We start from the raw sequence: 24576 nt of genomic DNA on the forward strand, positions 1-24576 counted from the left end.
GCGGGGCTGCCGCTGATGTCGAGATATGCGATGGAGGCCATGGCGACGTTGCTGACGTCGAGGTTTTGCAGGGTGTGGCGGGAGACGTCGTTGTATTTGACCATTCGGGCGGCGATGCCCTGGTCCTGCAGGAGGTGGACCAGCATGGCGGAGGCCGGTTCGTCGAGCGGGCCGCGGCCGGCGATGCTGAGGATGGCGGGTGTGCGGTCTGGCGGGGGTGCCCCGGCGGATGACGGGTCGGTGGCATCGGCCGCGTCGTTGCGTTTTTCGATGTGTTCCGTCAGGCTTTCGACCAGCTCGTAGATGGTTTTTTTGACGGTTTCGAGCTGATCGGCGGCGAGTACGCCGCGTTCGGCATCGATGGCGGCGAGTTGCATGCCTTTGAGGGCGACATCGTCGTAATACTCGGAGAGGGGCATGTCCTTGAGCAATGTTTCGGCCTGTTCGAGCACTTCATCGCCGTCTTCGGCCAGGATGCGCTGATAGAAGCTTTCGACCGGGCTGAGGGCAGGGCGGTCGCCGAACATGACATCAAGGAACTCCAGGCGTTTGACGTTACGGCCCAGGACCACGAGGCACAAGGTGAGCGGCGTGGACAGGAACAGGCCGACCGGGCCCCAGACCCAGGACCAGAAGATGGCGGCGACCACGACGGCGAAGGGCGAGATGCCGGTGCTGTGGCCATAGACCAACGGCTCGATCGCCTGGCCGGTGATGCCTTCGACCACGACGTAGAGGGCGGCGGTCCAGAGTGCCATCGACCAGCCGGGCTCGACGCCGGCGGCCAGGGCGATCGGCAGCAGGGCGGAGATGAACGAGCCGATGTAGGGGATGAAGCGTAGCAGCGCCGAGAGGACGCCCCAGAGAACCGGGTTCGGGACGCCGATGATGAACAGGCCGATGCCGACGACGAGGCCGAACGCGGTGTTGACGGTGAGTTGGGTGAGGAAATAGCGCCGCAAGCGGCTGTCGGCATCGTCCATCGCGATGGTGGTGCGGTGGATATCGTCGGCGCCGAGCAGGCGGATCAGGCGATCGCGTAAATCTTCGCTTTGGAGGAGCGCAAAGATGGCGACGATGAAGACGATGCCGAGCGTTGCAAGCGGCGAGAGGATCGGGGTGAGGAACTCCTTGGCCATGCCCCAGCGCGAGGTTGCCGAGGGGGCCGGCTGCGCCTGCGCGGGCGCTGATTTGCCGGCGTGCGCTGGCTGCGAGGGGGATTGCGATGCGGTCGACCGGGACGCCGGCGAGGGGGTGGCGCGATGCGGTCGACCGGGACGCCGGCGAGGGGGTGGCATTTGGGCTGTTGTTGGTCTGCACCAGTTTCGTGAGCCGGCCGAGGGTGGCGGCTTTGAGGGTGTTGACCTTGGTTTCGATGGTGGTGGTGTATTTCGGCAGGTCACCGGCGAGGGACCCAATCTGGCTGCCGATGACGCTGCCGAGGGCGAGCAGGATGCCGATGGTGACGGTGACCACGAGCAGCACGGAGGGGATTCGCCCGAGATGCATGCGGCGGAACAGCGAGACCAGCGGCACCAGCAGGAAGGCGAGCAGCAGGGCCAGGGCGATCGGGATGAGGACTTCACGGCCGAAATAGAGGGTGACGACGATCATGACGAACAGCGTCATGACTTTGGAGGGATCGGTCGGGGTGCGGCGTGCGCCTGGCTTGAGCGGGATGGACGGAAGCGGTGGTTTCGTCGCTGTAGCCATTGGTGAGACTGCCCCTGGGTTGAACCTTTCCACTCATCACGAAAAATTTATCAGGACAAGGCGTCCGCGGGATTGTTGCTTTATCTTAATCATTTCAATAACGTACCAATACAGGCCTACAAAATCAGGGTCTCTTCCACCAGAGCTCTTCACGTTGAAGGATGGCACGAAAGTTTGGTGCCAAGGCGGCACCGACGGTTGCGGGTGGTCGTGGCGGCGATCCTGTACAGGCTTACCACCGGTTGCTATCGGGGCAGATTCCAAAGGCGTTCGCCCTCTTCACCACGGTGTAGGCCTATTTCCACCGGTTCTGCCGCGGTGGCACTCTGGAACGAATCGACCACGCCCTTGTCATGATGGCCCGGGAATTGACCGGTCGTGATCACACCCTTGTCGCCGGGTGACAACCGGAGCGTGACCATGGTCGAGAGCGAGGCCTAGTCGCTTGCTGAGACGATCTATCAAACCTTTATCATCAACCTATGCAAACTGAGTTTGCATAATCTTGCGGACAAAACCCATCGATCAGCGTTTTGGGCCGAAATTGGCGAATACGGTGCGATTTTTATTGTCTTCCATCAACATGCGGAAGCCTTGCAAGGTGGTGAACCCGAGGCCGCGCGGCAGGCCGCTCTCCGGATCGGGTTCGATCGCGCTATAGGGGGCACCCGATAGTTTTTCCCATTTGCCGGCGGGTTTCTTGGCTTCGATGTTGACCACAGTCGCTTTGCAGACCATGCGGACCACCGCCTCTTTCGGCGCGGAGGGTTTGGTCAGGCTGGGGTGGCCGGCGATCACGGTCCAGCCATTGGCCAGCGCCCAGGTGGTCAGTTCGTCTTTGGTCATTGTAGCCTCCTTATGGTTCAGGCGTGCGAACCGGCGGCCCAGCCGCTGGCCCAGGCCCATTGAAAATTATAGCCGCCGAGCCAGCCCGTGACATCGACGGCTTCACCGATGACGAACAGGCCCGGTACGGTCCGTGCCTGCATCGTTTGCGAGGACAGGTCTCGTGTGTCGACGCCGCCGCTGGTCACTTCGGCCTTGGCGTAGCCTTCGGTGCCGGCCGGGATCAGGCGCCAGGATTTCAGGGCTGCCAGGATGCCGGCCAGGCGATCATCGGTAAAGCTGCCGATCGGGTTGGGCGCGATCGGGGCGGGCAGAAAGACATCGGCCATGCGGCTCGGCATCATGTCCGCGATGATGCTGCGCAGCGCCGCCTTGGGGCGGGCGCGTTTGCGGGCGGCGAGGCCGGACGCCGGCTCATCGGGCAACAGGTCGAGCATGATCGGCGTGGCATCGCGCCAGGCCGATGAAATCTGCAAGATGGCCGGACCGGACAGGCCACGATGGGTGAACAGCATGGCTTCGCGGAACGCGGCCTGGCCGCAGCGGGCGAAGATGGGTTGGGAGACGCCGGCGAGCGCACCGGTGCGCGCCAGTTGGGCGGAATCGAGCGTCAGCGGTACCAGCGCGGGTCGGATCTCGGTCAACCGGAGGCCGAATTGTTCGGCGATGTCGTAGGCGAGACCGGTCGCACCCATTTTCGGAATCGACAGGCCTCCGGTTGCGAGGATTAGGGATTCGGCGGTGACTGTGCCGTGATCGGTCTCGATCCGGAAATGATCGGCGCGACTGACGCCGGTGATCTTGCGACCGAGAGCGATGGTGACCTGGGCGGCGGCGCATTCATCGAGCAGCATCGCGACGATGGCGCGGGCCGATCCGTCGCAGAACAATTGGCCGAGCGTTTTTTCATGCCAGGGGATGCCGTGCTTGTCGACCAGAGCGATGAAATCCTGCGGCGTGTAGCGCGACAGGGCGGATTTGCAGAAATGAGGATTGGCCGACAGGAACCGCCCGGGCTCGGTGTCGAGATTGGTGAAATTGCAACGCCCGCCGCCGGAGATCAGGATTTTTTTGCCGGGTTCATCGGCGTGGTCGAGCACCAGGACCCGGCGACCACGCTGACCCGCGGCGATCGCCGCCATCAGACCCGCGGCGCCGGCACCGAGGATGACGACGTCGTAATGTTGCATCTGCGCGCCGGACGCTATCGTAGGATCATTCATCAGGGGGATGTACGACGACATGCACGCCGACGCGATGCTGGCAGAGGTCATTCTGGCGATTCACCTGATCGTCATTGCATTCAACGTTCTGGGATTGGTGATTGTTCCGCTGGGCGGTCTGCTGGGCTGGCGGATTGTGCGCGTGGCGTGGCTGCGGCTGCTGCATTTGGCGTTGCTGGCGATCGTGGTCGGGCAGGCCCTGGCCGGGCGGGCGTGTATTCTGACGATCTGGCAGGACGACCTGACCGGACAGGGCAGCGCACCGCCGCCGATGATCATGAAATTCATCGATGGATTGATTTATTGGGATCTGCCGCTCTGGGTGTTCACGATCATTTACGCGGCCGCGTTCCTATATGTCGTGGCGTTGGTCGCGCTGGTGCCGTTCTGGGGTCAACGGCGCGCCCCACTATGAAAACTTAATTTGTATCGCTCGCTGTTTAGTTATACTTCATCGATCCATGCATATCACGCTCCGACAGCTACGGGCGATCGCTGCATTGCACCGGCATGGATCGGTCACCCGGGCGGCGGGCGAATTAAACGTATCACCGCCGGCGGTGACCTTGCAGGTCAAAGCGCTGGAGGATCAACTGGGTATCGCACTTGTCGAGCGATCGGCCGGCGGGATGGTGCTGACGCAAGGCGGCATGGTGATCGCCGATGCGTCAACCCGGATCGAGGCGGTGCTGCGGGAATCCGAGGCACGGTTGGCTGCGATCGTTGGCGCGGAACGGGGCGAGGTTCAGGTCGGGATTATCAGCACGGCCAAATATTATGCCCCGCGCGCTCTGGCGGCGTTCTCGCGGGCTCATCCTGGCATCGATCTGCGACTGACCGTTGGCAACCGCGACGAGATCATCGAAGGGTTGGTGCATCATGTGGTCGATCTCGCGATCATGGGGCGGCCGCCGACCGAGCTGAAGGTGATTGCCGACGAAATCGGCGATCACCCGCATGTGGTGGTCGCGCCACCCGACCATCGGCTGGCGACCGCGCGCGACATTGCACCGAACGAGTTGAATAACGAGGTCATGCTGGTGCGCGAGGCAGGCAGCGGCACTAGGCGGTTGATGGAGTTTTACTGCGAGGAAGCGGGCATCACGCCACGGATCGGCATGGAGATCGGCAGCAACGAGACCATCAAGCAATCGGTGATGGCGGGATTGGGAATTTCATTCATTTCGGCGCACACGATCGATGCCGAAGTACAAGATGGCAGGCTTGTCGTGCTCGACATCACGGGTCTGCCGATCATCCGCCAGTGGTTTGCGGTGCATCTGACAGAACGGGCGATGATGCCGGCATCGGCTGCCCTGCTTGGCTTCCTGCGTGAGCAGGGCGGCAGCTTTCTGCCGCATGCCGCGATCGAATCATTGAAAAGAAGCAGCTCATTGGCATTATGACAGGGTGGCATGACCAGTCGATGGCGAATTATACATTTGATTTGATATTACAATAAACAATGATCGCATAACCCGCTGTAATTGAAGAAGCCACGCATCATATCTGTGATGTTGCCTGATCAGGGATTATGCTGTTCGGCAATGCGGCGACATTAAGGCGGAGGTGCCAAACCTTCGCCGCATCGGACTCCAAACTTGCGCCGTGGATGGAAACACAGTCGTCTTCGATCGATCCACTCGTAGGAGTTTGAAACCGATGCGTATTGCGCAAATCGCCCCGCTGACTGAAGCCGTGCCGCCGAAACTGTATGGAGGCACCGAACGCGTTGTCTCGTTCCTGACCGAAGAACTGGTTGCGATGGGTCACGACGTGACCCTGTTCGCGAGTGGCGACTCCGTGACGCGTGCTAAACTCGAAGCGGTTTGGCCGCGGGCGCTGCGGCTCGACCCGACTATTCGTGATTTCATGGGGCCGCATATGTTGCTCATGGAACGCGTCCGGCAGATGGCGCACGAATTCGACGTGCTGCATTTCCATATGGATTACTGGCCCGCCTCGCTGTTTTCGCGCCAGGGGGTACCGTTCGTCACGACGCTGCACGGCAGGCTCGATCTGCCGGAGCTTCGGCCAGTGTTTGCTGGCTTGCCGCCGATGAGCGTGGTGTCGATTTCGGACAGCCAGCGACTGCCGTTGCCGGAGGCGAATTTCATCGCGACGATCCATCATGGCCTGCCGGAATATCTGTTGACGCCCCGGCCGACGACGCAGGATTACGTTGCCTTTCTGGGGCGGATCTGCCCGGAGAAGCGGCCGGACCGGGCCATCCGAATCGCGCGCGCCGCCGGCATTAACCTACGACTGGCAGCAAAAGTTGATCGGGCGGATATCGATTACCATGAATCGACGATCAAGCCGATGCTGGGGCCGGACGCTGATCTGATCGGCGAAATCGATGATCGCAACAAGCCTGAGTTTCTGTCGGGGGCGAAGGCGCTGCTAATGCCGATCGACTGGCCGGAGCCGTTCGGCCTTGTGATGATCGAGGCAATGGCCTGCGGCACACCGGTGATCGCCTATGGTCATGGATCGGTGCCCGAAATCATCGAGGACGGGGTTACCGGCTTCATCGTCAGCAGCGAGGAGGAGGCGGTTGCCGCGCTCAGGCGGATCGATGATTTGTCCCGTACGCGGATTCGCGCTGAGTTCGAACGCCGGTTTACGGCGCGCCGCATGGCGGAAGATTATCTGGATACTTACGAACGGCTGATGGTGCCGAAGAGCGACCGGCTGCGCCTGGTTGGTTGACCGACCAAAATCCCACCCATTGCCAGGGGTGGGATTTTTTCGCGCCGTGGAACCGCGCGCCTGTCGGATGGGAATTCAAGCGAGTCGTCCCACGCCTGATTGAACGTGACCGCAAGTTCCGCCATGGTCCGCGCCGCATGAGCCCTGTCCCGTTTATTGCCCATCCCGGTTTCGCCACGCTGGCGCTGCCGCGCCATGTCGCCCTGCTTGCGGGGCTGGCTCTGTTTTCCGGCATTGTGGTGCGAACCATGATCTCGGTCGGCGTGCCGGACCGTCCCGACGCCCGGAAAGCCCACACACGTGTTACGCCGAAATCGGGAGGGGTGGGCATTGTCGCCGCGTTCCTGCTCGGCATTTCGCTGCTCTACCGCTTTGGCGAAGTGTCGCGCCTGGCGGCGCCGCTGTTTGTTGGCGTAATCGCAGCTGCCGTGCTGATCGCGGCGGTATCGTTACTCGATGATCTGTTTGATTTTCCGTTTCTGGTAAAGCTCGGCGCACAATTCCTGGCGGCGCTGGTTGCGGTCGGTGCCGGGTTGTCAGCGCGGAAATTCGATCTGCCGCTGCTGGGTGCCGTGCCACTGGGCATGGCAGGACCGGTGCTGTCGTTGATCTGGATTCTGTTCGTGACCAATGCGATGAACTTCATTGATGGGCTCGATGGTCTGGCCGCCGGCACGACTTTGATCGCGTGCTTGTTTCTGGCGGGCATTGCCGGGCTGCATGGCGGATTTTTCGTCTATACCACGGCTTTGTTACTGGCCGGCGGCGTTGCCGGGTTTCTGCCCTTCAACTATCCGCGCGCGCGGATTTTCATGGGCGATGTCGGCAGCCAGTTCTGTGGCTTCATGCTGGCCGTGCTGGGCATCGCCGCGACGCATTACCAGCGGGTGTCATTGTCGTTTCTGGTGGTACCGCTGCTGCTTTCGGGTGTCCTGCTCGATGTGATGTTCACGCTGGTGCGGCGCGCGGTGACGGGGCAGAACATCGCCCGGGCGCACCGCGGGCATCTTTACCAGGTTGCGCATCGCGCGGGGATGGATGCGCGTTGGATTGCTATCATTTATTGGGGGTTCGCGGTATTCGGTGGTGTGGTCGTCATCGGGTTTCTGCACGCTTCCACCGATTGGAAGCCGGTGGTGATTTTTGCGCCGCTCCTGCCCTTCGCGATGTGGGCGGCCTATGTGGTCAGGCGCGCCGGACGTGCTGAGATTGGGCCATGGGGATAGCGACCGCCCGAACCGCGATCAGATCAGCCGTGTTTCGGCTTCGAGCCCGACCATCGAGGCCAGGCGGGACAGGCGGCGGTCGATCGGGTCGCCGGCGAAGACACCGCTCGATGCATTGAGCGTGAGGACCAGTTTGCCACGATCGATCGTTAGGCTGGTTGCGGCGAGCAGTGTGGGCGTGCCGGCGGAGAGCGTGTACGCGAGGCGCAGAGCCGCACCTAACGTCTCGGCGCGGCGGGCAGCCGCCATATCGAGCAAGGCCCGCGCGGGTGCGAGGAACGGGCTTTCAATCGGCGCTTCATAGCGCAACGCCAGGGTCAGGGCCAGAAAGGCGCGAGCATGGTGATCCAGGCCGACGCCGGTTTGGCGGAGGACGCGCAGAAAGGCTTGTTCGGCCCGATATTCCGGATGTTCATGATTGCCGATGTCCGAAAACCAGCAAGCGCCCTCACGCAGCCGGCGCTGGGCGTTGGTTTCCGTGGCAAACAAGGGCGCGGTCCATGCGATGAGCGCGTCCGGCAGGCCGGCATCGCGCAGCAATCCAACCGTGAGGTCGCGCCCTGCCGCGACCAGCGGGTCTTGCAGACGCATTTCCGCAGGAAGTTGGCGTAGAAACCAGCCTTCGCGGAGGCCATTGGCGCTGAAGACGACTCGTGCCGCATTGGTGGCACGCAGCAGGCGTCGGAGAATGATGGCTGCGTAGGGCAAATCATCAATTCGTTTGCGGGCAACGCCGGGCATGCGCTCGATCAGCTTGCGCCCCGCTTCGGCGATGACCGCCGAAAGATCGCGGGCCTCGTCGCGGCCAATGGTGTAATGGTGCACCATTGCCAGCGGGTAGCCGGTTTGCGCGATGTGGATACGGGCCAGTGCACGGAATGCGCCGCCCGACACATAGAGGTCGCCCCCGGCGCCTTCACCGAGAAACGGGATCGCCTCAAGCTCGTCGGCGACGATGGTTTTGGCGTGGAGATGATCATTGCCGGCACGTTCAGCGAGGCGGATGACGCCGATCGGCATGGTCGCGGCTTCACCGATGCTGCCGGCAGACAGGCGCACGACCTCGAGCGAACCGCCGCCGAGGTCGGCCAGAATGCCGTCGGCGGCGGGAATACCGCAAAGCACGCCCTCGGCGGAGAGCCGCGCCTCCTGCTCGCCGGTCAGGGTAATGACTTTCAGGCCGGGCGTTGCCGCTTCCAGTCGTGCGGTGAATTCGGGACCGTTGGCGGCATCGCGCACGGCGGAGGTCGCCAGGGCTTCAAATGGATGCGCACCCATGGCACGCGCGATCGCGCCGTAGCGCCGCACTACGGTGACCGCTTCATCCATCGACGCCGGGTCGAGGTTGCCGGTCGCGATCAACCCGCGGGCGAGGCGAAGGACGGCCTTTTCATTGAAGATCTGCACAGGATTGCGCGATTGACCCTGGAATACGACGAGGCGGACCGAATTGGAGCCCAGATCAACCACGGCACGACGAGCATTGCTTTGCATGACACGCTGCGTAGCGTGTCTGGCTGATATCGGATAGTGGGTCTTAATCCCTTGATTTCATTGAAGGGGCGGGGTGCATGCGGACAATTGTTCGGGACGTGTCGCGACTGACTTGGCAGAACGACCGGCCATAAGGCCAAGTGTTACTGCCTGTTCATCAAAATTGGCGTTTGACTTAGCCGGACAGCATCGCACTATAGGCTTTTCGCGAAAGAAAGTTGTGTGACATGATACCCTCTCTGATGCCGAACTATAATCGGATCGACGTTTCGTTCAGCCACGGCGAGGGCGTGTGGCTGATGACGGATGATGGTCGCCGATTTCTGGATTTCGGCGCGGGGATCGCGACCTCCTCGCTCGGACATGGTCATGCCGGCTTGACCCGGGCGATTGCCGAACAGGCCGCCAAGGTGATGCATGTTTCGAATCTTTATCGTGTGCCGCAGGCTGAACGACTGGCGGCGCGGCTGGTGGAGGCCAGTTTCGGCGACAGCGTGTTCTTTTGCAACTCCGGCGCGGAGGCCAATGAGGCACTGGTCAAATCGTTCCGCAAGACGATGGCCGATGAGGGTAAGCCGGAACGGTTTCGGGTGATTTGCGCCGAGGGTGCGTTTCATGGTCGGACACTGGCGATGATCGCCGCGACCGGCAATGCAAAATATCTGGCGGGGTTTGGCCCGGCGGTCGACGGGTTCGACCACGTGCCGTTCAATAACCTGAACGCGTTACGCGCTGCGATTACGCCGGAGACCGCGGGGATTCTGGTCGAACCCATTCAGGGTGAGGGCGGGGTGCGGCCGGCCTATGCCGAATACCTGCAAGGATTGCGTGCGGCGGCCGATGAGTTCGGCCTGCTCCTCGGGTTCGACGAGGTGCAATGCGGCATGGGGCGGACCGGCAAATTGTTTGCGCATGAATGGGCTGGCGTTGTGCCGGACGCGGTCAGCATGGCCAAGGGAATCGGGGGCGGGTTTCCGCTCGGCGCGCTGGTCGCCAACGAGCGTGTCGCAAAACATCTGGTGCCGGGCAGCCACGGCACGACCTATGGCGGCAACCCGCTTGCCTGTGCCGCCGGCAATGCTGTGCTCGATGTCGTTCTTGCACCGGGATTTCTGACCCAGGTCGAACAGGTGGGTGCGCGATTCCAGGCCGGACTCGAAGCGTTGGTGCGCCGGCATGGCGATGTATTTGGCGCTGTGCGCGGACATGGGCTGATGCAAGGTCTGGTCTGTCTGGTGCCGAACGGCGAAGTTCAGACGGCGTGTTTCAACGAGGGGTTGCTGGCGGTCGCCGCAGGAGACAATGTGTTGCGTCTGGTTCCGCCGCTGATCGTCTCGGAATCGGAAATCGATGAGGCGCTGGTCCGGCTGGATGGTGCGGCCCGGCGGTGCAAGCCGTCACTGTTCGCGGCTGCCGCGAAATGAGCATTGCGATCGGGACAGGCAACAATGACAACCAACCGAGGCACTTCCTTGATCTGGCACTGATCGAGGCGCCCGTTTTGCGCCGAATCCTCGATCAGGCGGCCCGGTTCAAGCGCGCCGGCCGATCGGCCGCGCGGCCGCTCGCCGGACGGTCGCTGGCGCTGATTTTTGAGAAACCGTCGACGCGGACACGCGTAAGTTTCGAAATGGCGATGCGCGGCCTGGGTGGCGATGTGGTGATGCTGTCATCACGCGAAATGCAGATCGGTCGGGGTGAGACGGTGGCCGATACCGCGCGCGTGCTGTCGCGCTATGTCGATGCGATCATGCTGCGGACGGATCGGGAGGCGAAACTGCGGGAACTGGCTGCCTATGCTACTGTTCCGGTGATCAATGGCCTGACCGAACGGTCGCATCCATGCCAGGTGATGGCGGATGTGCTGACGTTCGAGGAGCGGCATGGCCCGATTTCCGGGCAGACCGTCGCCTGGATCGGCGACGGCAACAATATGGCGAAAAGCTGGATCGAGGCGGCGGCACGGTTTGGGTTTCGCCTGAATTTGGCCTGCCCAGCCGAATTGCGCCCCGACGCTGCTGCTGTGGCATGGGCAGAGGCGGCGGGCGCCAATATAGTCCTGACCGAAGACCCCGATGCTGCGGTTGCCGATGCGCGTTGCGTGGTCACCGACACCTGGGTGAGCATGGGCGATGACGATGCCGAACGCAGGCATAATCTGCTGACGGGGTATCAGGTGAATGAGCGACTGATGGCGCTGGCATCAAAGGATGCGATCTTCATGCATTGCCTGCCGGCGCATCGCGGTGAGGAGGTCAGCGCCGGGGTGATCGATGGACCGCAATCGGTCGTATTCGATGAGGCGGAAAACCGGCTCTATGCGCAGCAGGGCATCTTGGCATGGGCACTAGGTGGTTGAGATCAGCGGCTCGTACCCAGCGGTTCGCCTAAACTTTTCGACGTTAACGCCGCCTCGCACTGGCGGAAGGAGACCGTGCCTGGGTCAACTCCAGACGGTGAAAGCCGCTATCAAGAGTAGAATAACCACCAGACTGATGACGGTCACGACCAGAAAACGGGTGAACCCATTCCAGCCGGCTTGGCTGCCTTGTTCAAGCTGCTCCAGACCGATAGGGAGGTTGTTCGGTGTATCAGTATCAGCCATCATTACCGCCTTGACCCTTTCGAATCCCATCCGCTTGTTATCGTATCACACGCTTTCGTGACATATTCAATGGTTATTGCGTCTTGGCGTCAAGCGCAAGGGCTGAGCAAAGCCGCCACCGAATCAGCATATGTCGGCTGAGTGCCTATGTAGTGGCGGAGCGCCATAGGGTAAATGATATGCTCCTGCACGAGAACCCGTTCGCTGAGCGTTATTTCGGTGTCATCGGGCAGAACCGGCACCGCCGCCTGCGCCAGAATCGGCCCCTCATCCATCGCCGCCGTGACCAGATGCACGGTGCAGCCATGGATTTTGGTGCCAGATGCCAAAGCGCGCGCGTGCGTATCGAGGCCGGGGAACGCCGGCAACAACGACGGATGGATGTTCAACATGCGTCCTGCCCACAGCGTTACGAACGCTGGCGTCACCAGCCGCATGTACCCTGCGAGGCAAACAATGGTGCAATCGGCGCCGATCAGGGCCTCGTGAATTCGGGCTTCATGCCCAGCACGGTCAGTACGGAAATCGCGACTCGGAATTGCCATGGCGGCAATCCCGTGCTGACGCGCAATGTCGAGACCGACAGCATCGGCACGGTTTGAAATCACCAGCGCGACCTCGGCCGGGTAATCGGCACTGGCCGCGGCGCGGATCAGCGCCTCCATGTTCGACCCTCGCCCTGAGATCAGAATACCGACGCGCGGCTTCATGTAAACAAAGCGTCGGGGTCGGTGATGTGGATTGCCGGGGGACCCTCGGCGGCAACAACGCGCCCGAGGCGGCACGGTGCCAGCCCTTGGCCGGACAGCAGCGTGATCGCGCCATCGCAATCGGTCTCGCGGACCACAAGCACCATGCCGATCCCGCAATTGAAGACCCGCAGCATCTCAATCGACGCTACGCCGCCAGCTCCAGCCAACCAGCGAAACACCGGCGGCATCGGCCAAGGCTGGTCGATCACAGCAGCACAGCCTTCAGGCAACACGCGTGGTAAATTGCCAGGCAACCCTCCGCCGGTGATATGGGCAGCGGCTCGCAAGAGACGGGCACGGGCCAGGGCAAGCACCGGGTGAACGTATAGGGCCGTCGGTGTCATAAGCGCCGCACCCAGGGTTTGCGCCGGAGCAAACGGAGCCGCGTCGTCCAATTTGATCCCGGCAGTGTCGATAATACGACGCACCAGCGAAAATCCATTGGAGTGAACGCCGGAACTCGGTAACCCAAGCAAAATGTCGCCCGGGGCGACTCGGTCGGGGAGCAGAGTGCCGCGTTCGGCGGCCCCGACGGCGAAACCGGCCAGATCGTAATCGCCTCTGCCGTACATACCCGGCATTTCGGCGGTTTCACCACCAGTCAGCGCGCAGCCCACCTGACGACAGCCCTCGGCGATCCCCGCGATGACGCGGGTCGCTATCGCGGGATCTAGCTGGCCGGTTGCGAAATAATCCAGGAAAAATAGCGGCTCGGCACCCTGCACCACGAGATCGTTGACACACATGGCGACCAGATCGATCCCGACGGTATCATGAATGCCGGTGTCGATGGCGAGGCGAAGCTTGGTGCCAACCCCATCCGTGGTGGCTACTAATACAGGATCGGCAAAGCCGGCAGCCTTAGGGTCGAACAGAGCGCCGAACCCGCCGATACCGCCGATGACACCGGCCCTGGTCGTCGCCTTCGCAAGCGGCTTGATCGCATCGACCAATTGGTCGCCGGCCTCAATATCGACGCCAGAATCGCGATAGGTGACGCCGTTCCTGCCGTCGCTGCTGGTCATGCACGTCTCCGATGCGCTAATCGTCATTCATGAACAACCGGCGCGCAACAGTCACCAACGATACGTCGCTCGATGGCGGACGGCAGCGCGCGCTGCGTTCGGCGCGGTTATCACCACAACGCCGGAGCAAGCGCAACCAGGCGGGCCAATCATGCCAGACGGCATAAATCGCCACAGTAGCGGAGCCGGCGCCTCAACCGACGTCGCGACACTTCCGAACGTGCTGACGTTCGGCCGGATCTGTGCAGTTCCGATCGCAATCTGGTTGGTCTTGCGCGGCGACTACGCGATTGCGGCGATACTTTTCGTGCTAGCGGGGCTGACCGACGCGTTGGATGGGTGGCTAGCGCGGCGCCAGGGACCGTCGGTTCTGGGCACATTGCTCGACCCCCTGGCCGACAAGTTGCTGCTGACATCGATGTTCATCACGCTAGCCGCCGTGGGTCTGCTACCCTTATGGCTGACGATCCTGGTCGTCTTTCGCGACGGCATGATTATTGGCGGTATCGGCTTGCTGCGCCTGCTCGGGAGTAGCGTTGCAATCCGACCGCTGATCATCTCCAAGCTGAACAGCGTCGCTCAGATCATTCTGGTCGGCGTCGCTCTTGCCGAGGCCGGCTTCGCCGTGCATCCACCCTATATACGCTCGGCATTGATCGGTCTCGTTGCGCTGACCACGTTGATTTCAGGGGGAGCTTACGTCATGCGCGGCAGCAGATTGGTATGAACGGACGGATCGAGACAGGCCCACGGTGGCAGCGTTTCTTGGCAATAGGCGCGGCGGTCGTCCTGGCTATTATTTTTTTGCGACTGTTCGCGTCGATCTTGCTGCCCTTCGTTGCCGCTGCGGGAATCGCCTATTTCCTTGATCCGGCCGTTTCCGCATTGACGCGCCTGCGCATTCCACGCTCGCTGGGCACTGCGATCATGTTGCTCGCATTGATCGCCGGCGCCGCGCTATGCATTCTGCTGCTCTACCCACTCATTTCTGCGCAGATCGGGCTGCTGTCACAGCAACTGCCCGGCATGGTCCAAAATCTGCAGGAATTCGCGACCCATGAAATCAACAGCATCCAACAGAAGTTCGGCCAGGGTTTCGTTTCCAGCAAACTCAAGTCGCTGGTCAGCAACGAGGCCGGAACGCTGATGGGCTTCGTCGGCACCGCGGCACGGCGCGTGGTCGGCACCGGATTTGTCCTTATCAACATTCTGACGCTGCTGATCATTACGCCGATCGTAGCGTTCTATTTCTTGCGGGATTGGCCGTTCGTGGTCGCGCGAATCGATTCGTGGCTACCGCGCTCCCAGGAGAGCGTGATTCGTAATCTTTCCCAGGAAATCAGTCGAATTCTGAACGCCTGGCTGCGCGGCCAAGCCATCTGTTGCCTGTTTCTGGCCGTATTTTACGCCGTCGCCCTCAGCATCGCAGGCCTCAATCTTGGTCTTGTCGTCGGGCTCACCGCGGGGCTGCTGTCGTTTATTCCTTATGTCGGTACGATCGTTGGTGCCGTCTCCTCCATCATCCTCGCTTTGGGACAGTTTAGCGGTCTCGATCACGTCCTCGTCATCGCAATCATTTTCGTGGTCGGTCAGCTACTGAACGATTATGTCGTGGCACCGCGGTTCCTGGGCGATCGCCTCGGCCTGTCCGCCGTATGGGTGATCTTTGCGCTGTTTGCCGGTGCCGAAACCTTCGGCTTTCTTGGCGTCATGCTTGCCGTGCCGGTTACCGCAACACTCGGTGTGCTGGCGCGCTTCTGGTTGCATCATTACTTACAGAGTTCCCTCTATTTGGACCCGCCGAAACCCAGTGCCTGACAACAAGACCGTCGCACGCCAACTAGCCTTGCCGTTTGATGAACCCGATCAATTCGCGGCGTCAGATTTTATCGAGGCTCCCTCGAACCGGGCAGCAAGGGTAGCTTTCGCCGCACCATCCACCTGGGTCAACGGCCGGTTGGTGCTATGGGGCGACGCGGGCTGCGGCAAAAGCCACCTCTCCCGTCTCTGGGGTGCCGAGCGCGAGGCGGAGATCGTTGAGGCCTCTCAACTGCGCCAGGCATTATCGTCATCGCGTGCGGCGATCGTCATCGAGGATATCGACGCAATGGCCGCCCCAGTCGCTCTGTTCGCAACATTGGAACGAGCGTCGGCGAGCCGGCAACCCGTCCTGATGACGAGCAGGACACCGCCCGCGCGCCTTGCCATCGACCTTGCCGATCTTGCGAGCCGTCTGCGTGCCAGCTTGACCATCCAGATCGAGCCCGCCGAACCCGCGTTGCTCGATGCCATGCTCGTCCGCCTCGCGGCCGCTCGACAAATGACTATTTCTGCGTCGGTCCAGCAATTTCTGCTCGGCCGCCTACCGCGCCGCCCTGCCGTGTTGCGCGAAGCAATCGCCCGCCTCGATCGCTATGCGCTCGCACTCGGCACAGCGCCGTCCCGCCGGATCGCCGAACGCCTCCTCGGTGAACTCGCCGATCCGCCGGAGGAGGAACAATCGATACCGCAGTCCGGCCGCACCGCTGAATTTCATGAAACAGAAACGCCATCGCTGCTTTAGCGCTGCGCCGTTTCATGCCAACATCGCGTGATGGACCAGAGCACAAATCTCAGTGAAAGCGACGCACCGATCACAATCGAAGACCTCGCTCGCTTCATCAACCGGGAGCTCTCATGGCTTGACTTCAATTTGCGCGTGGTGGGCGCCGCTGAAAACCCCCGTTATCCATTGCTCGAGCGTCTGCGCTTCGTCTCGATCAGCGCCTCAAATCTCGACGAGTTCTATTCGGTCCGCGTAGCAGGGCTGATCGGTCAAGCCCGGGCCGGACTCGTACTGCATTCATCCGACGGGCAGACACCTACCCAGCAACTGGCCGAGGTCAACCGCTGTGCCCGCGGTCTGCGGGAGGCCCAGCAGCGTGTTCTGGCCGAGTTGCGTGCCGAACTCACCGCAGTCGGGCTTACCATCATCAGCACCGCCGAGCTGAGCGTTGACGATCGCAAATTCCTCGACAGTTATTTTATGGAACGAGTCTTTCCCGTTCTCACGCCCTTGGCGATCGATCCAGCCCACCCATTTCCCTTCGTCCAGAATATGGGCCTGGTGCTCGCGCTCAAGCTAGTCCGCGAAGACGATGCCGGGGTGATGCGCGCGCTCATCCCACTCCCTGCCCAGATCCGGCGTTTCATCCGCCTGCCGGACGCATCGTCCGTCACGATCCGATTCGTAATGCTGGAGGATCTGGTCGCCCTGTTTCTTGATCGGCTATTTCATGGTTTTCGCCATGCTGGCTCAGGGCTGTTCCGCGTGTCTCGCGATACCGATGTCGAGTTCGAGGAAGAGGCTGAAGATCTTGTGCAATCCTATGAATCGGCCCTGAAACGCCGCCGCAAGGGCGCCGCGATCCAACTGACTCTCGCAGCGGACATGCCGGAAGACCTGCAGAGTTTCGTGATTGACGAGGTCGAAGCGCCGGACGACGAATTGTTCATCGAAGCCGGAATGCTCGGATTGGTCGATCTGAAAGAAATGATCGTCGACGATCGCCCTGAATTGCTCTTTCCAGCCTACACGCCCCGCTTTCCTGAACGCATTCGCGATTTCGGCGGCGATTGTTTCGCTGCCATTCGCAACAAGGACATCATCGTCCATCATCCGTTCGAGAGTTTTGACGTGGTCGTGCAATTCCTCCGCCAGGCCGCCGGCGATCCCAATGTTGTCGCGATCAAACAGACCCTGTACCGAACCAGCCACGACTCCCCGATCGTGGGTGCACTGATCGAAGCCGCTGAATCTGGCAAAAGTGTCACCGCCATGGTCGAACTGCGCGCCCGCTTCGATGAGGAAGCGAATATCCGCCTGGCCCGCACGCTGGAAGCCGCTGGCGTGCAGGTCGTGTACGGCTTCCTTGGCCTGAAAACCCACGCCAAACTGTCCTTGGTCGTTCGCCGCGAAGGCAGTGCGATGCGAGCCTATGCCCATTTCGGTACCGGCAATTACCACCCGATCACGGCGCGTATCTACACCGATCTGTCGTTCTTCACCTGCGATCCCGAACTGACCCGGGACTCCGCCCGCCTGTTCAATTACATGACCGGCTACGCGCGCCCCGAGCACATGGATCAACTCGCTTTCAGCCCGATCAGCACGCGCCGGACGATCGAAGCTCTGATCGATGCTGAAATCGCCGCCGCGAAAGTCGGCCGGCCATCTGGAATCTGGTTGAAACTCAATTCCCTCGTCGACGAACGACTGATCGACCACCTCTACCGGGCATCAGCCGCCGGTGTGCGTATCATCTGCGTCATACGCGGCATCTGCTGCCTCCGCCCCGGTGTGCCGGGACTGTCAGAAACCATACAGGTCAAATCGATCATCGGCCGCTTCCTGGAGCACGCACGTATCGCAGTGTTCGCCAATGGGGCTGACATGCCCTGCAGGGACAACAAGGTTTTCATATCGAGCGCCGATTGGATGGCTCGCAACATGGATTGGCGGGTTGAAACCTTCGTCCCGATCCACAATGCAACGGTGCATGCGCAGGTGCTTGACCAGATCATGGCGGTCAACTTGCGTGACGATGTCGACTCCTGGAGTCTCGGCGCAGACGGTAACTGGTCGAAAATACCACAGGGACCACACCCCGTGTCCGCCCATGAGTATTTCATGACAAATCCATCGCTATCAGGTCGTGGCTCAGCGTTGCGTAACCCGATTAACCATCAACAGCGTGAACGCAATCGATATCGCAAAACATTCCTGATCAACGAGTAGTTAACGGCACCTGCAAAGTCTGTTTTACGGCCGCCAGATGATCATAACAGATCGCATGCGCCCGCCACAACGCCGCAACGTATTCCGCGACCTGCGACTGCCGTGTCGCCACCGGCACAATCGGGCTTCCAGGGCAAGTCAACAGCGCTGTTGGAATTGCCGGCTGCACCAATTTGATTTTGGTGATCGTCACAGGCTTGCCCACAGTGCACCCTGCTACGAGGCAGCACATGAGTATCAATCTGATCATCGCGGGGCTCCTTGTGTTTTGGCGATCGATGCCAGAGTGTTCGCCAAAACTGGCGCGACCGTGGCATCATTCTTGGAGGGTGCTGTCGCAACCGTTTGGAGCAAGCCGTCAGTGAAGCGAGTGATCTGACTGTCGCTCGCCAATGTCGTCGCCAATGTTGCCTGCCAAGCCGCATCTTCCGCGCGCAAGACTTTCAAGGCAGCCATGTTCTGCTGGTTTATCGCGCTTAGCTGGACGATCGTCGATTGCGCGGATGCAATATCCCCCTGAGCGGTCTTCAACTGATCGCGCAGATACCAGACATAAATCAAACAACCAATCACGCACAAACCGCCAATCAACCATGGCAAAAATCGCGTTATATATGATGCAAGCAATGCCGGCATTCTAGCCTCCAAACCGCGAACTCAACCCCATGCCGATTGCCCCAGCGGCAATCGCCGAACCCAGGCCCATGCCGAACCGCTCGGGCTCAAACGCCTGATGCCGCACCAGAACGGCGAACAACTCGAGACCGATAAAGCTAAGCACCCCAATAATGGACAACACAGCCAACTCGTCAGCACGACCATTGGAATCCGAAATAAGTTCCGCGAATATACGTTTCATGTTGAATGATCGCCGATCATGACAGCGAGTGCAGAACATGCGCGGCAATACTACCGACCACCGCTGAAAGCAGCCCCACAACAATCATTGTTACCCGATGACCACCCGACTGTTCACCCCGGAACTGGGCCAGATCTGCATGAAATCGCGACAGCTCCTTGACCAGCTCATCACTCTTGCAGACGAACCGGTCCTGTGCTGTCTCAACCTGCATCTCGAATCGGCTGCGCCAGGTCTCCAGTGCCATATGACGTGCCTCGATGGCTACAATATCCCTGCGCGCCGAAGCCACTTCCGTCTGCAATAGCCCGACCTCGGATCGCAGGTCCGCCATCGCATCGCGCAGCAGCGCGATCGCATCATCCGCCATGTCTTTAGTCAGGAACCGTCGCCAACGGCACGCCGTAGGCTGTCGCTTGAAGCGGCATGTTGATCGAGAATGATGCACCAAGATCAGCCGCCATCGACCAGCCAACAGGCGGCGTGACTTGCGATAAGTTGTCAGTCACTGCATCACCTCTCCCAATTTGGTTACTACCGTAAGGATAATAGAACAGGCATTGACTGGCAGGGCTGGCCGGAGCTCGCGCCAATGTCACCGAAACATGGGTCGCATCAATCCGCACTGCCGCGGTCGCGGCGATAATCGGGCCGGGATTGGCGACAGTGCCGCCATCCATAACTGCAAATCCCGCACCGTTGATGGCTTGGAGCGGTACGATCAGATCATTTCCCGCATCATGCTTGATCGTCAGAACAACCTCGGTTGGCGTCGCCTGATATGCATGAACAATACTCGGCCCCCCCGCGATCGGCAGACCAGATGCCGGCAACGCCGCAGGTGAAATCGTATCGGACAACCCCAATGCAATCATGGCCCGTGCCGCCACGTGCGAGCCGATCTGGCCATATCGCAACAGATCGGGTTGATCGCGATGCTCCGGGTCGCCGCCGGCAAATATCCCGGTCACCGGGTTCCATGTCGCATTCAGCGGGTTGGAATCGGCTGTCTGCGAGACAAACATCCGAATGCCCTGCGTCGGGTCCTGGGCAAGATCGAACACGCTCTCGCGCACCATCTGGACGCCGGCATCGGTTTCATAGGGAATCGCGCTCCACATCAATAGAGGCATCTGCGCCGCGGACCGCCCGAACAAGCCGCGCGTCGCAGTTGCGAGTTGAACGACGCTGCCTTTGTACAGCGCCTTATTGGAATACGGCATGGTGCTGTCCTGCTCGGACCAGGGCCAGAGCAGAAAGGCGATATCGCTTGCATCCGCGGCCGAAACGAGGGCCTGCGCACCCGTCAGATACGCGGTCAGCGCCTGACCATCGGGCCCGAGGGCCCAAGTGGATGGAGACGAACCATCACCCGGATTAGTCAGGAATGTTCCACTGCCCGCGCCCGGGGGAAACAGCGGCGGCGATGAGTTGGATATCGGATGTCCCGAGACCATGGAGTAGCGGGCCGGGCTGATATAGCTCCCGGACTGTAGCGACGTCGCGGCCCATGAGGCAGCCCCAAGATACCAAGCCACACCGCGCGCAAGCGCAAGCGGTGCCCCGGACTGGACAAACCATTCAGCGTTAGATTGACCCGTAACCAACAGATTGACGCCGCGCCGACTTCCGAGCACCCATCGCCCCTGACAAGCGATCAGCGTCGCGATATCGGCAGCATCCAGCGCCCGCGCCCAATGTGCCGCTTCATGAAACCAGCATTGTGCCGAACCCTGCGCCGTACTGTCATGAAACAGCAAAACCTGCCCACCACTTGACGCCGGTAACGGATTTGCTGCCGCCGTCACCACCGGTACACCGTCGAGCCAGACATCCACGCCCGATCCGGGTGTGTTCCGCATGATCAGCGCGTGGCTGTGACGGCGCGCCAATGTCGGCGTAATCGTCACGCTATGCGGTGTGTTGGCAAACAGCACCAAACCAACGCCTGTTGGGCCACCCGCCTGCACAACAGTGATCCCGCTTGCCATATCATGGATCAACGGTGTCGGGTCATTATTGACCTGATAGGTGCCCTGCCGCCAGTTCGGCCGGGTCCATACCAAGTATACTGTCCAAGCTGCAGCATTGCCCAGGTCGAGCGCCGCCAGCGATAATCCCCAATCCGGATCGAGGCTCGGTCCGTACTGCGCAATGGTCGCGTCGGGGCTGCCCACGGCACCCAGAAAGCCATTAATGCGCGGAACCACGAGCGTCGGGTTTTGCGTTACATTAACGAAATAATGGAAAGGAACCAAAGCCGCGCCTTGGCCCGTTTTATCAGCAAGCGCGCCCACCGTACTGTTGAAGGAACCCACAACATTGCCGTTCAAATCCAGAACGCCGCTCAACGCGCCGGCATCCCACCATCCCGCCAGGCCCGTGATAACCGAAGGGTAGGGACCTGAGAACCCGGTTGGCAGTGGCGCGCCGGAACTACTAGCTGCGAGCGAGCTTGATAAAATCCGCCCGGCCGACGATGCGAGAGGATTGCCGCTCGCAACCACCATCAGTGCCATCCTCAGGTCACCTGGATCGAAAACGTTGAAACGACGGCGTTCGTCCCGCTCGTAGTCTCGACCCAGATGTAATAGGTTCCTGCCGACGCTGGCACAGTCGCGTAAATCGCCCAGACGGTGTTGTTGTCGATAATCGCCGCATTTTGCCAGCCTGTGGTCGGGCGCACCGTGTTACTGGTCGAAAATGCGATCTGTGTCGCTGTCGACTGCGGCGGGCTGACACCGCCGTTCAACGCCAACGTGCCCGACCCTGCTGCTATGCTCACGCTCGCGGGTTGATTGACCGTGTAACTGATCGCAGCAACGCTGGCCGATACAAAAATCGCCCCCGATACTGCCTGAATACTGACATCGTTGATCTGTTCCGCCCAAACGTAATAGGTTCCTGCCACAGAACCCGCCACCAGAGACGTACTCCAGTTTGCACTGCTAACGCTTGCCGCTGCGTACACGGTCGGTGCAACTGTGCTGCTCGCAGAAAGCCCAACCTGCACCGCTGCACCAGACGGCGCCACGGTTCCGGTCACAGGAATCGCGCCGCCAACCGTCACGGACGTCGGCACGGCACCAATTGTGACGGTCGCTGCCCTTATGGTGAACGGCGGGCTGGTACCAACCACCGCAGTGTTCGCGTGATCGCGTACCATGATGGTATACGTCCCGGCCGCCATGCCCGGCACTTGAAACTGATACGATGTTGCACCGATATTCGGCGTGGCTGCTGCCGTCCAATGACTTCCGTCGAACGAGTAGTCAAGCGCTGTCGGAGTATCATCGAACAAACCGCCGCTTACAGTGAACGCTGTATTCGGCGCGGGCGCGGCAACCATCGCAACCGTAATCGTGGGTGAGGTCGGCGCGATACCGTTCCACCATACGATCGAACCACCGGAGTATGTCAGACCGACAATCTCAGCGCTCGCACCTGGTGGCAGCACGCTGCTACCTGTACCAGAAACAATGCCCGCACCCATCGTCACGACTCCCGCCGAGAGGTTGATCACACGGCATGAAAATCCGCTACCCATATTCGTGAAATTCGCCGACAAGACCATCGGCTGGCTCAACACTAACACGCGCTGGTTATGGTTCGTCGCATCGAGCACCGTGTTCGCCGTTAACTCGACCACACCAGCCCGCATTGTCGGAATTTTCTGTCCAACGTAAGTCCAGATGGCCGCGAAACTCTGACTCGCCAGCGCGTTGCCGCCCTGGGCGACCAGCAACTGATCAGAATCCGAAACCGGTCCAGCCGCGGGCAACTGATCAATCGTCTGCCCACCGATCAACTGCTGATAGGTAATCCAGGCGTTTGCACCGTTCTGCCAGATCGCGACGTAGTCAGTGCCGGCGATGGTGCTGGCGGCATTATTGCTTCCCGGTGCAAGCAGCCCCGCGCCCGGCGGTCCTACCGGCCCCGCCACACCTTGCGGCCCACTCGCCCCAATAGGTCCCTGAGGCCCCACCGGCCCCGCAATCGCGCCCGCCGTCACACTAAATGTCCCGTTCGGATCAATGGCTATTCCTGCGCCGGCACTAAACAGGCCGCGCAACAAACCCATCGGCAGGCGATTGGGCGCCCCTGCAGCGTTCACAATCACCTCGTCATCGATCGCGAAACTGCCAAGCAGGCCGAACCCCAAATGATCGGTGCCGTTCGCCTCAAGCGTGGTGGCCGAAAGTGCCAGTCCGCCGCCCAGCGAAAGCGCTTCCGGCATCCCGGTGCCGGCGCTCGCTCTACCCAGCACCTCGCCGGTCGGGAGCACAATCTCTGTCTGCAGACCTGCGGTAATCTGTTCGACCGAGGCCGCATAGAGCGTACCACCCTGCGATAACGGCAAAAGATCGGTAAGCCCGACCGTAGTCGCGGTCGGAAGCTGTGGTATCGTGGTCATGGATAAAATCCTTGTCGGCGTTTCGGAGGCGATCTGACGAGGGCTTAAGCGACCGCCACCCACCCTGTGGCATCCGTCGCGGACTGTTTGATCCAAAACGTCGCGTTCAGACCGCCATCCAGATTCCGGTAGCTGGAACCAGGAACAGCTGAGACAACGCCAGCCGGCGAACCGCGCCCGATCAATGTCAGACACCCGGTCGGCTCCGTCGTCGAAATCAAACGGACACCGCCGCCCACAGCGGGACAGAGCTTCACATCGCCCGCCTGACTCTGAAACGTCACACTGCCATCGCCGTCCGGCGACACGTAATCCGATTGCATGAACCGCGTCGCCTGCCAGGCGCCTGCCTCGCCGGCCCATTCGATCGTCGCACCCGTCGGCACCGTAATCGTCGCACCGGTCCAATTCTCCTGAGCCGGCACGCTGCCGGCTGCAGCAAAGCCAACCGGAGCAACGCAATGCACCGCCAACCGCCGTCCCTGTATCACCGGCAACCCAACCTGAACTGATATCGTCGCACCGCTGCCATTGCCGCTGATCACCGCAGCAGTGCCCGCACCATAGCCACTGCCAGCGTTCGTAACGGTGACGCCGATGATTACGCCACCAGAAATCCAGGCCTGCGCAGTCGCACCGCTCCCCGTCCCCGTAATCGAAATCGTCGCACTGCTATAGTTTGAGCCGCCGTTAGTCACCTTGATAAAACTGATCTGCCCCGCAGTCGCAACAGCGGTGGCACTCATGATACTTTCAACTAACCGTGTACTCTGCGAAACCGTCACGCGATCGAGTAAATCTGGAAACACCAGCGTATTCACGCCACCGACACTAGTGTCCCGTCGCAGTGATTATGACGGGTTGATCCAATCCAAGAACGGGTAGTTCCTGCGGCGCGACGAGCATCTGAATGCTGCGAGGGACGCCGGG

The 24576-nt window shown here is 61.0% G+C and carries 24 protein-coding genes and 1 pseudogene; 10 read left to right on the top strand and 15 right to left on the bottom strand.

Annotated elements, in window-relative coordinates:
• The 4 genes and pseudogenes from B7X49_RS08460 to B7X49_RS08480 form a co-directional block, all read right to left on the bottom strand.
• On the bottom strand, positions 1–1139 hold a 1139-nt coding region (locus B7X49_RS08460; protein ID WP_286838983.1), incomplete at its 3' end, for an AI-2E family transporter.
• A 253-nt stretch (positions 1140–1392) separates the two neighbouring features.
• Positions 1393–1713 (bottom strand): annotated as a pseudogene (locus B7X49_RS18765) (AI-2E family transporter); the annotation flags it as partial.
• 525 nt (positions 1714–2238) lie between these two features.
• On the bottom strand, positions 2239–2559 hold the full coding sequence (locus B7X49_RS08475) for a hypothetical protein (RefSeq protein ID WP_286703602.1): 321 nt from the start codon (positions 2557–2559) through the stop codon (positions 2239–2241).
• A 17-nt stretch (positions 2560–2576) separates the two neighbouring features.
• Entirely contained in the window at positions 2577–3749 is a 1173-nt protein-coding gene (locus B7X49_RS08480; protein WP_286703621.1) for an NAD(P)/FAD-dependent oxidoreductase, read from the bottom strand.
• Between the two features lie 40 nt (positions 3750–3789).
• Here B7X49_RS08480 and B7X49_RS08485 point away from each other — a divergent pair, with 40 nt between their 5' ends.
• The 4 genes from B7X49_RS08485 to B7X49_RS08500 all read left to right on the top strand — a co-directional run bounded on the left by B7X49_RS08485 (position 3790) and on the right by B7X49_RS08500 (position 7720).
• Complete coding sequence (locus B7X49_RS08485) at positions 3790–4197, top strand: DUF2784 family protein (RefSeq protein WP_286703603.1); 408 nt, start codon at positions 3790–3792, stop codon at positions 4195–4197.
• A gap of 46 nt (positions 4198–4243) precedes the next feature.
• Positions 4244–5188 (top strand): LysR family transcriptional regulator, encoded by a 945-nt coding sequence (locus B7X49_RS08490; protein ID WP_286703604.1) that lies wholly within the window; start codon positions 4244–4246, stop codon positions 5186–5188.
• A gap of 256 nt (positions 5189–5444) precedes the next feature.
• Positions 5445–6494: a glycosyltransferase family 4 protein gene (locus B7X49_RS08495; protein ID WP_286703605.1), complete on the top strand. Its 1050-nt coding sequence runs from the start codon at positions 5445–5447 to the stop codon at positions 6492–6494.
• Between the two features lie 137 nt (positions 6495–6631).
• On the top strand, positions 6632–7720 hold the full coding sequence (locus tag B7X49_RS08500) for a glycosyltransferase family 4 protein (protein ID WP_286703606.1): 1089 nt from the start codon (positions 6632–6634) through the stop codon (positions 7718–7720).
• A gap of 18 nt (positions 7721–7738) precedes the next feature.
• On the opposite strand, the gene B7X49_RS08505 is transcribed toward B7X49_RS08500, so the two are convergent.
• Entirely contained in the window at positions 7739–9214 is a 1476-nt protein-coding gene (locus B7X49_RS08505) for a Ppx/GppA family phosphatase (RefSeq protein WP_286703607.1), read from the bottom strand.
• Positions 9215–9441: 227 nt separating this feature from the next.
• On the opposite strand from B7X49_RS08505, the gene B7X49_RS08510 reads away from it, so the two are divergent.
• Positions 9442–10638 (top strand): aspartate aminotransferase family protein, encoded by a 1197-nt coding sequence (locus B7X49_RS08510; protein WP_286703608.1) that lies wholly within the window; start codon positions 9442–9444, stop codon positions 10636–10638.
• Positions 10635–11573, top strand: coding sequence for an ornithine carbamoyltransferase (gene argF / locus B7X49_RS08515; RefSeq protein WP_286703609.1), 939 nt, complete (start codon positions 10635–10637; stop codon positions 11571–11573). The genes B7X49_RS08510 and argF overlap by 4 nt, the downstream gene beginning before the upstream one ends.
• Positions 11574–11657: 84 nt before the next feature.
• Here the strand turns inward: argF and B7X49_RS08520 are convergent, their stop codons facing one another.
• The 3 genes from B7X49_RS08520 to purM all read right to left on the bottom strand — a co-directional run bounded on the left by B7X49_RS08520 (position 11658) and on the right by purM (position 13596).
• Positions 11658–11819, bottom strand: a complete 162-nt coding sequence (locus B7X49_RS08520) for a hypothetical protein (RefSeq protein ID WP_156038136.1) — start codon at positions 11817–11819, stop codon at positions 11658–11660.
• An 89-nt stretch (positions 11820–11908) separates the two neighbouring features.
• Positions 11909–12529 (bottom strand): phosphoribosylglycinamide formyltransferase, encoded by a 621-nt coding sequence (purN, locus tag B7X49_RS08525; protein WP_286703610.1) that lies wholly within the window; start codon positions 12527–12529, stop codon positions 11909–11911.
• Positions 12526–13596, bottom strand: a complete 1071-nt coding sequence (purM, locus tag B7X49_RS08530) for a phosphoribosylformylglycinamidine cyclo-ligase (RefSeq protein ID WP_286703611.1) — start codon at positions 13594–13596, stop codon at positions 12526–12528. The genes purN and purM overlap by 4 nt, the downstream gene beginning before the upstream one ends.
• Between purM and B7X49_RS08535 the strand changes: the two genes are divergently transcribed.
• The 4 genes from B7X49_RS08535 to B7X49_RS08550 are packed head-to-tail and all read left to right on the top strand — an operon-like array spanning position 13565 to position 18373.
• Entirely contained in the window at positions 13565–14323 is a 759-nt protein-coding gene (locus B7X49_RS08535; protein WP_286703612.1) for a CDP-alcohol phosphatidyltransferase family protein, read from the top strand. The genes purM and B7X49_RS08535 overlap by 32 nt on opposite strands.
• Positions 14320–15414 (top strand): AI-2E family transporter, encoded by a 1095-nt coding sequence (locus tag B7X49_RS08540; RefSeq protein ID WP_286703613.1) that lies wholly within the window; start codon positions 14320–14322, stop codon positions 15412–15414. Before B7X49_RS08535 ends, B7X49_RS08540 begins: the two co-directional genes overlap by 4 nt.
• Positions 15407–16159 (top strand): DnaA ATPase domain-containing protein, encoded by a 753-nt coding sequence (locus B7X49_RS08545; protein ID WP_286838994.1) that lies wholly within the window; start codon positions 15407–15409, stop codon positions 16157–16159. Before B7X49_RS08540 ends, B7X49_RS08545 begins: the two co-directional genes overlap by 8 nt.
• 30 nt (positions 16160–16189) lie before the next feature.
• Complete coding sequence (locus tag B7X49_RS08550; RefSeq protein WP_286703615.1) at positions 16190–18373, top strand: RNA degradosome polyphosphate kinase; 2184 nt, start codon at positions 16190–16192, stop codon at positions 18371–18373.
• Here B7X49_RS08550 and B7X49_RS08555 read toward each other — a convergent pair.
• From B7X49_RS08555 to B7X49_RS08585, 7 genes are read right to left on the bottom strand one after another with little or no spacing between them, the layout of a single operon-like run.
• Positions 18363–18578: a hypothetical protein gene (locus B7X49_RS08555; RefSeq protein ID WP_286703616.1), complete on the bottom strand. Its 216-nt coding sequence runs from the start codon at positions 18576–18578 to the stop codon at positions 18363–18365. The two genes, B7X49_RS08550 and B7X49_RS08555, sit on opposite strands and share 11 nt — an antisense overlap.
• A gap of 41 nt (positions 18579–18619) precedes the next feature.
• A complete protein-coding gene (locus B7X49_RS08560; RefSeq protein ID WP_286703617.1) occupies positions 18620–19009 on the bottom strand; it encodes a hypothetical protein in 390 nt (129 codons plus the stop codon).
• A 1-nt stretch (position 19010) separates the two neighbouring features.
• A complete protein-coding gene (locus B7X49_RS08565) occupies positions 19011–19232 on the bottom strand; it encodes a hypothetical protein (protein WP_029312168.1) in 222 nt (73 codons plus the stop codon).
• Positions 19233–19248: 16 nt separating this feature from the next.
• Positions 19249–19602, bottom strand: coding sequence for a hypothetical protein (locus tag B7X49_RS08570; protein WP_029312169.1), 354 nt, complete (start codon positions 19600–19602; stop codon positions 19249–19251).
• A 4-nt stretch (positions 19603–19606) separates the two neighbouring features.
• The gene (locus B7X49_RS08575; RefSeq protein WP_286703618.1) at positions 19607–21751 is read right to left on the bottom strand and encodes a hypothetical protein; all 2145 of its coding nucleotides are present in this window, start codon (positions 21749–21751) and stop codon (positions 19607–19609) included.
• A 2-nt stretch (positions 21752–21753) separates the two neighbouring features.
• Entirely contained in the window at positions 21754–23646 is a 1893-nt protein-coding gene (locus B7X49_RS08580) for a collagen-like protein (RefSeq protein ID WP_286703619.1), read from the bottom strand.
• A gap of 44 nt (positions 23647–23690) precedes the next feature.
• On the bottom strand, positions 23691–24467 hold the full coding sequence (locus B7X49_RS08585) for a hypothetical protein (RefSeq protein WP_286703620.1): 777 nt from the start codon (positions 24465–24467) through the stop codon (positions 23691–23693).
• Positions 24468–24576: the final 109 nt, after the last annotated feature.

Source organism: Acidiphilium sp. 34-64-41 (assembly GCF_002282635.1).
Lineage (GTDB): Bacteria > Pseudomonadota > Alphaproteobacteria > Acetobacterales > Acetobacteraceae > Acidiphilium > Acidiphilium rubrum.

Bases quoted from the DNA above. Each gene is read 5' to 3' on its own strand.
- B7X49_RS08475 (WP_286703602.1), bottom strand. From the start codon at position 2,559: ATGACCAAAGACGAACTGACCACCTGGGCGCTGGCCAATGGCTGGACC.
- B7X49_RS08480 (WP_286703621.1), bottom strand. From the start codon at position 3,749: ATGCAACATTACGACGTCGTCATCCTCGGTGCCGGCGCCGCGGGTCTG.
- B7X49_RS08485 (WP_286703603.1), top strand. From the start codon at position 3,790: ATGTACGACGACATGCACGCCGACGCGATGCTGGCAGAGGTCATTCTG.
- B7X49_RS08490 (WP_286703604.1), top strand. From the start codon at position 4,244: ATGCATATCACGCTCCGACAGCTACGGGCGATCGCTGCATTGCACCGG.
- B7X49_RS08495 (WP_286703605.1), top strand. From the start codon at position 5,445: ATGCGTATTGCGCAAATCGCCCCGCTGACTGAAGCCGTGCCGCCGAAA.
- B7X49_RS08500 (WP_286703606.1), top strand. From the start codon at position 6,632: ATGAGCCCTGTCCCGTTTATTGCCCATCCCGGTTTCGCCACGCTGGCG.
- B7X49_RS08505 (WP_286703607.1), bottom strand. From the start codon at position 9,214: ATGCAAAGCAATGCTCGTCGTGCCGTGGTTGATCTGGGCTCCAATTCG.
- B7X49_RS08510 (WP_286703608.1), top strand. From the start codon at position 9,442: ATGATACCCTCTCTGATGCCGAACTATAATCGGATCGACGTTTCGTTC.
- argF (WP_286703609.1), top strand. From the start codon at position 10,635: ATGAGCATTGCGATCGGGACAGGCAACAATGACAACCAACCGAGGCAC.
- B7X49_RS08520 (WP_156038136.1), bottom strand. From the start codon at position 11,819: ATGGCTGATACTGATACACCGAACAACCTCCCTATCGGTCTGGAGCAG.
- purN (WP_286703610.1), bottom strand. From the start codon at position 12,529: ATGAAGCCGCGCGTCGGTATTCTGATCTCAGGGCGAGGGTCGAACATG.
- purM (WP_286703611.1), bottom strand. From the start codon at position 13,596: ATGACCAGCAGCGACGGCAGGAACGGCGTCACCTATCGCGATTCTGGC.
- B7X49_RS08540 (WP_286703613.1), top strand. From the start codon at position 14,320: ATGAACGGACGGATCGAGACAGGCCCACGGTGGCAGCGTTTCTTGGCA.
- B7X49_RS08550 (WP_286703615.1), top strand. From the start codon at position 16,190: ATGGACCAGAGCACAAATCTCAGTGAAAGCGACGCACCGATCACAATC.
- B7X49_RS08560 (WP_286703617.1), bottom strand. From the start codon at position 19,009: ATGCCGGCATTGCTTGCATCATATATAACGCGATTTTTGCCATGGTTG.
- B7X49_RS08565 (WP_029312168.1), bottom strand. From the start codon at position 19,232: ATGAAACGTATATTCGCGGAACTTATTTCGGATTCCAATGGTCGTGCT.
- B7X49_RS08570 (WP_029312169.1), bottom strand. From the start codon at position 19,602: ATGGCGGATGATGCGATCGCGCTGCTGCGCGATGCGATGGCGGACCTG.
- B7X49_RS08575 (WP_286703618.1), bottom strand. From the start codon at position 21,751: ATGGCACTGATGGTGGTTGCGAGCGGCAATCCTCTCGCATCGTCGGCC.
- B7X49_RS08580 (WP_286703619.1), bottom strand. From the start codon at position 23,646: ATGACCACGATACCACAGCTTCCGACCGCGACTACGGTCGGGCTTACC.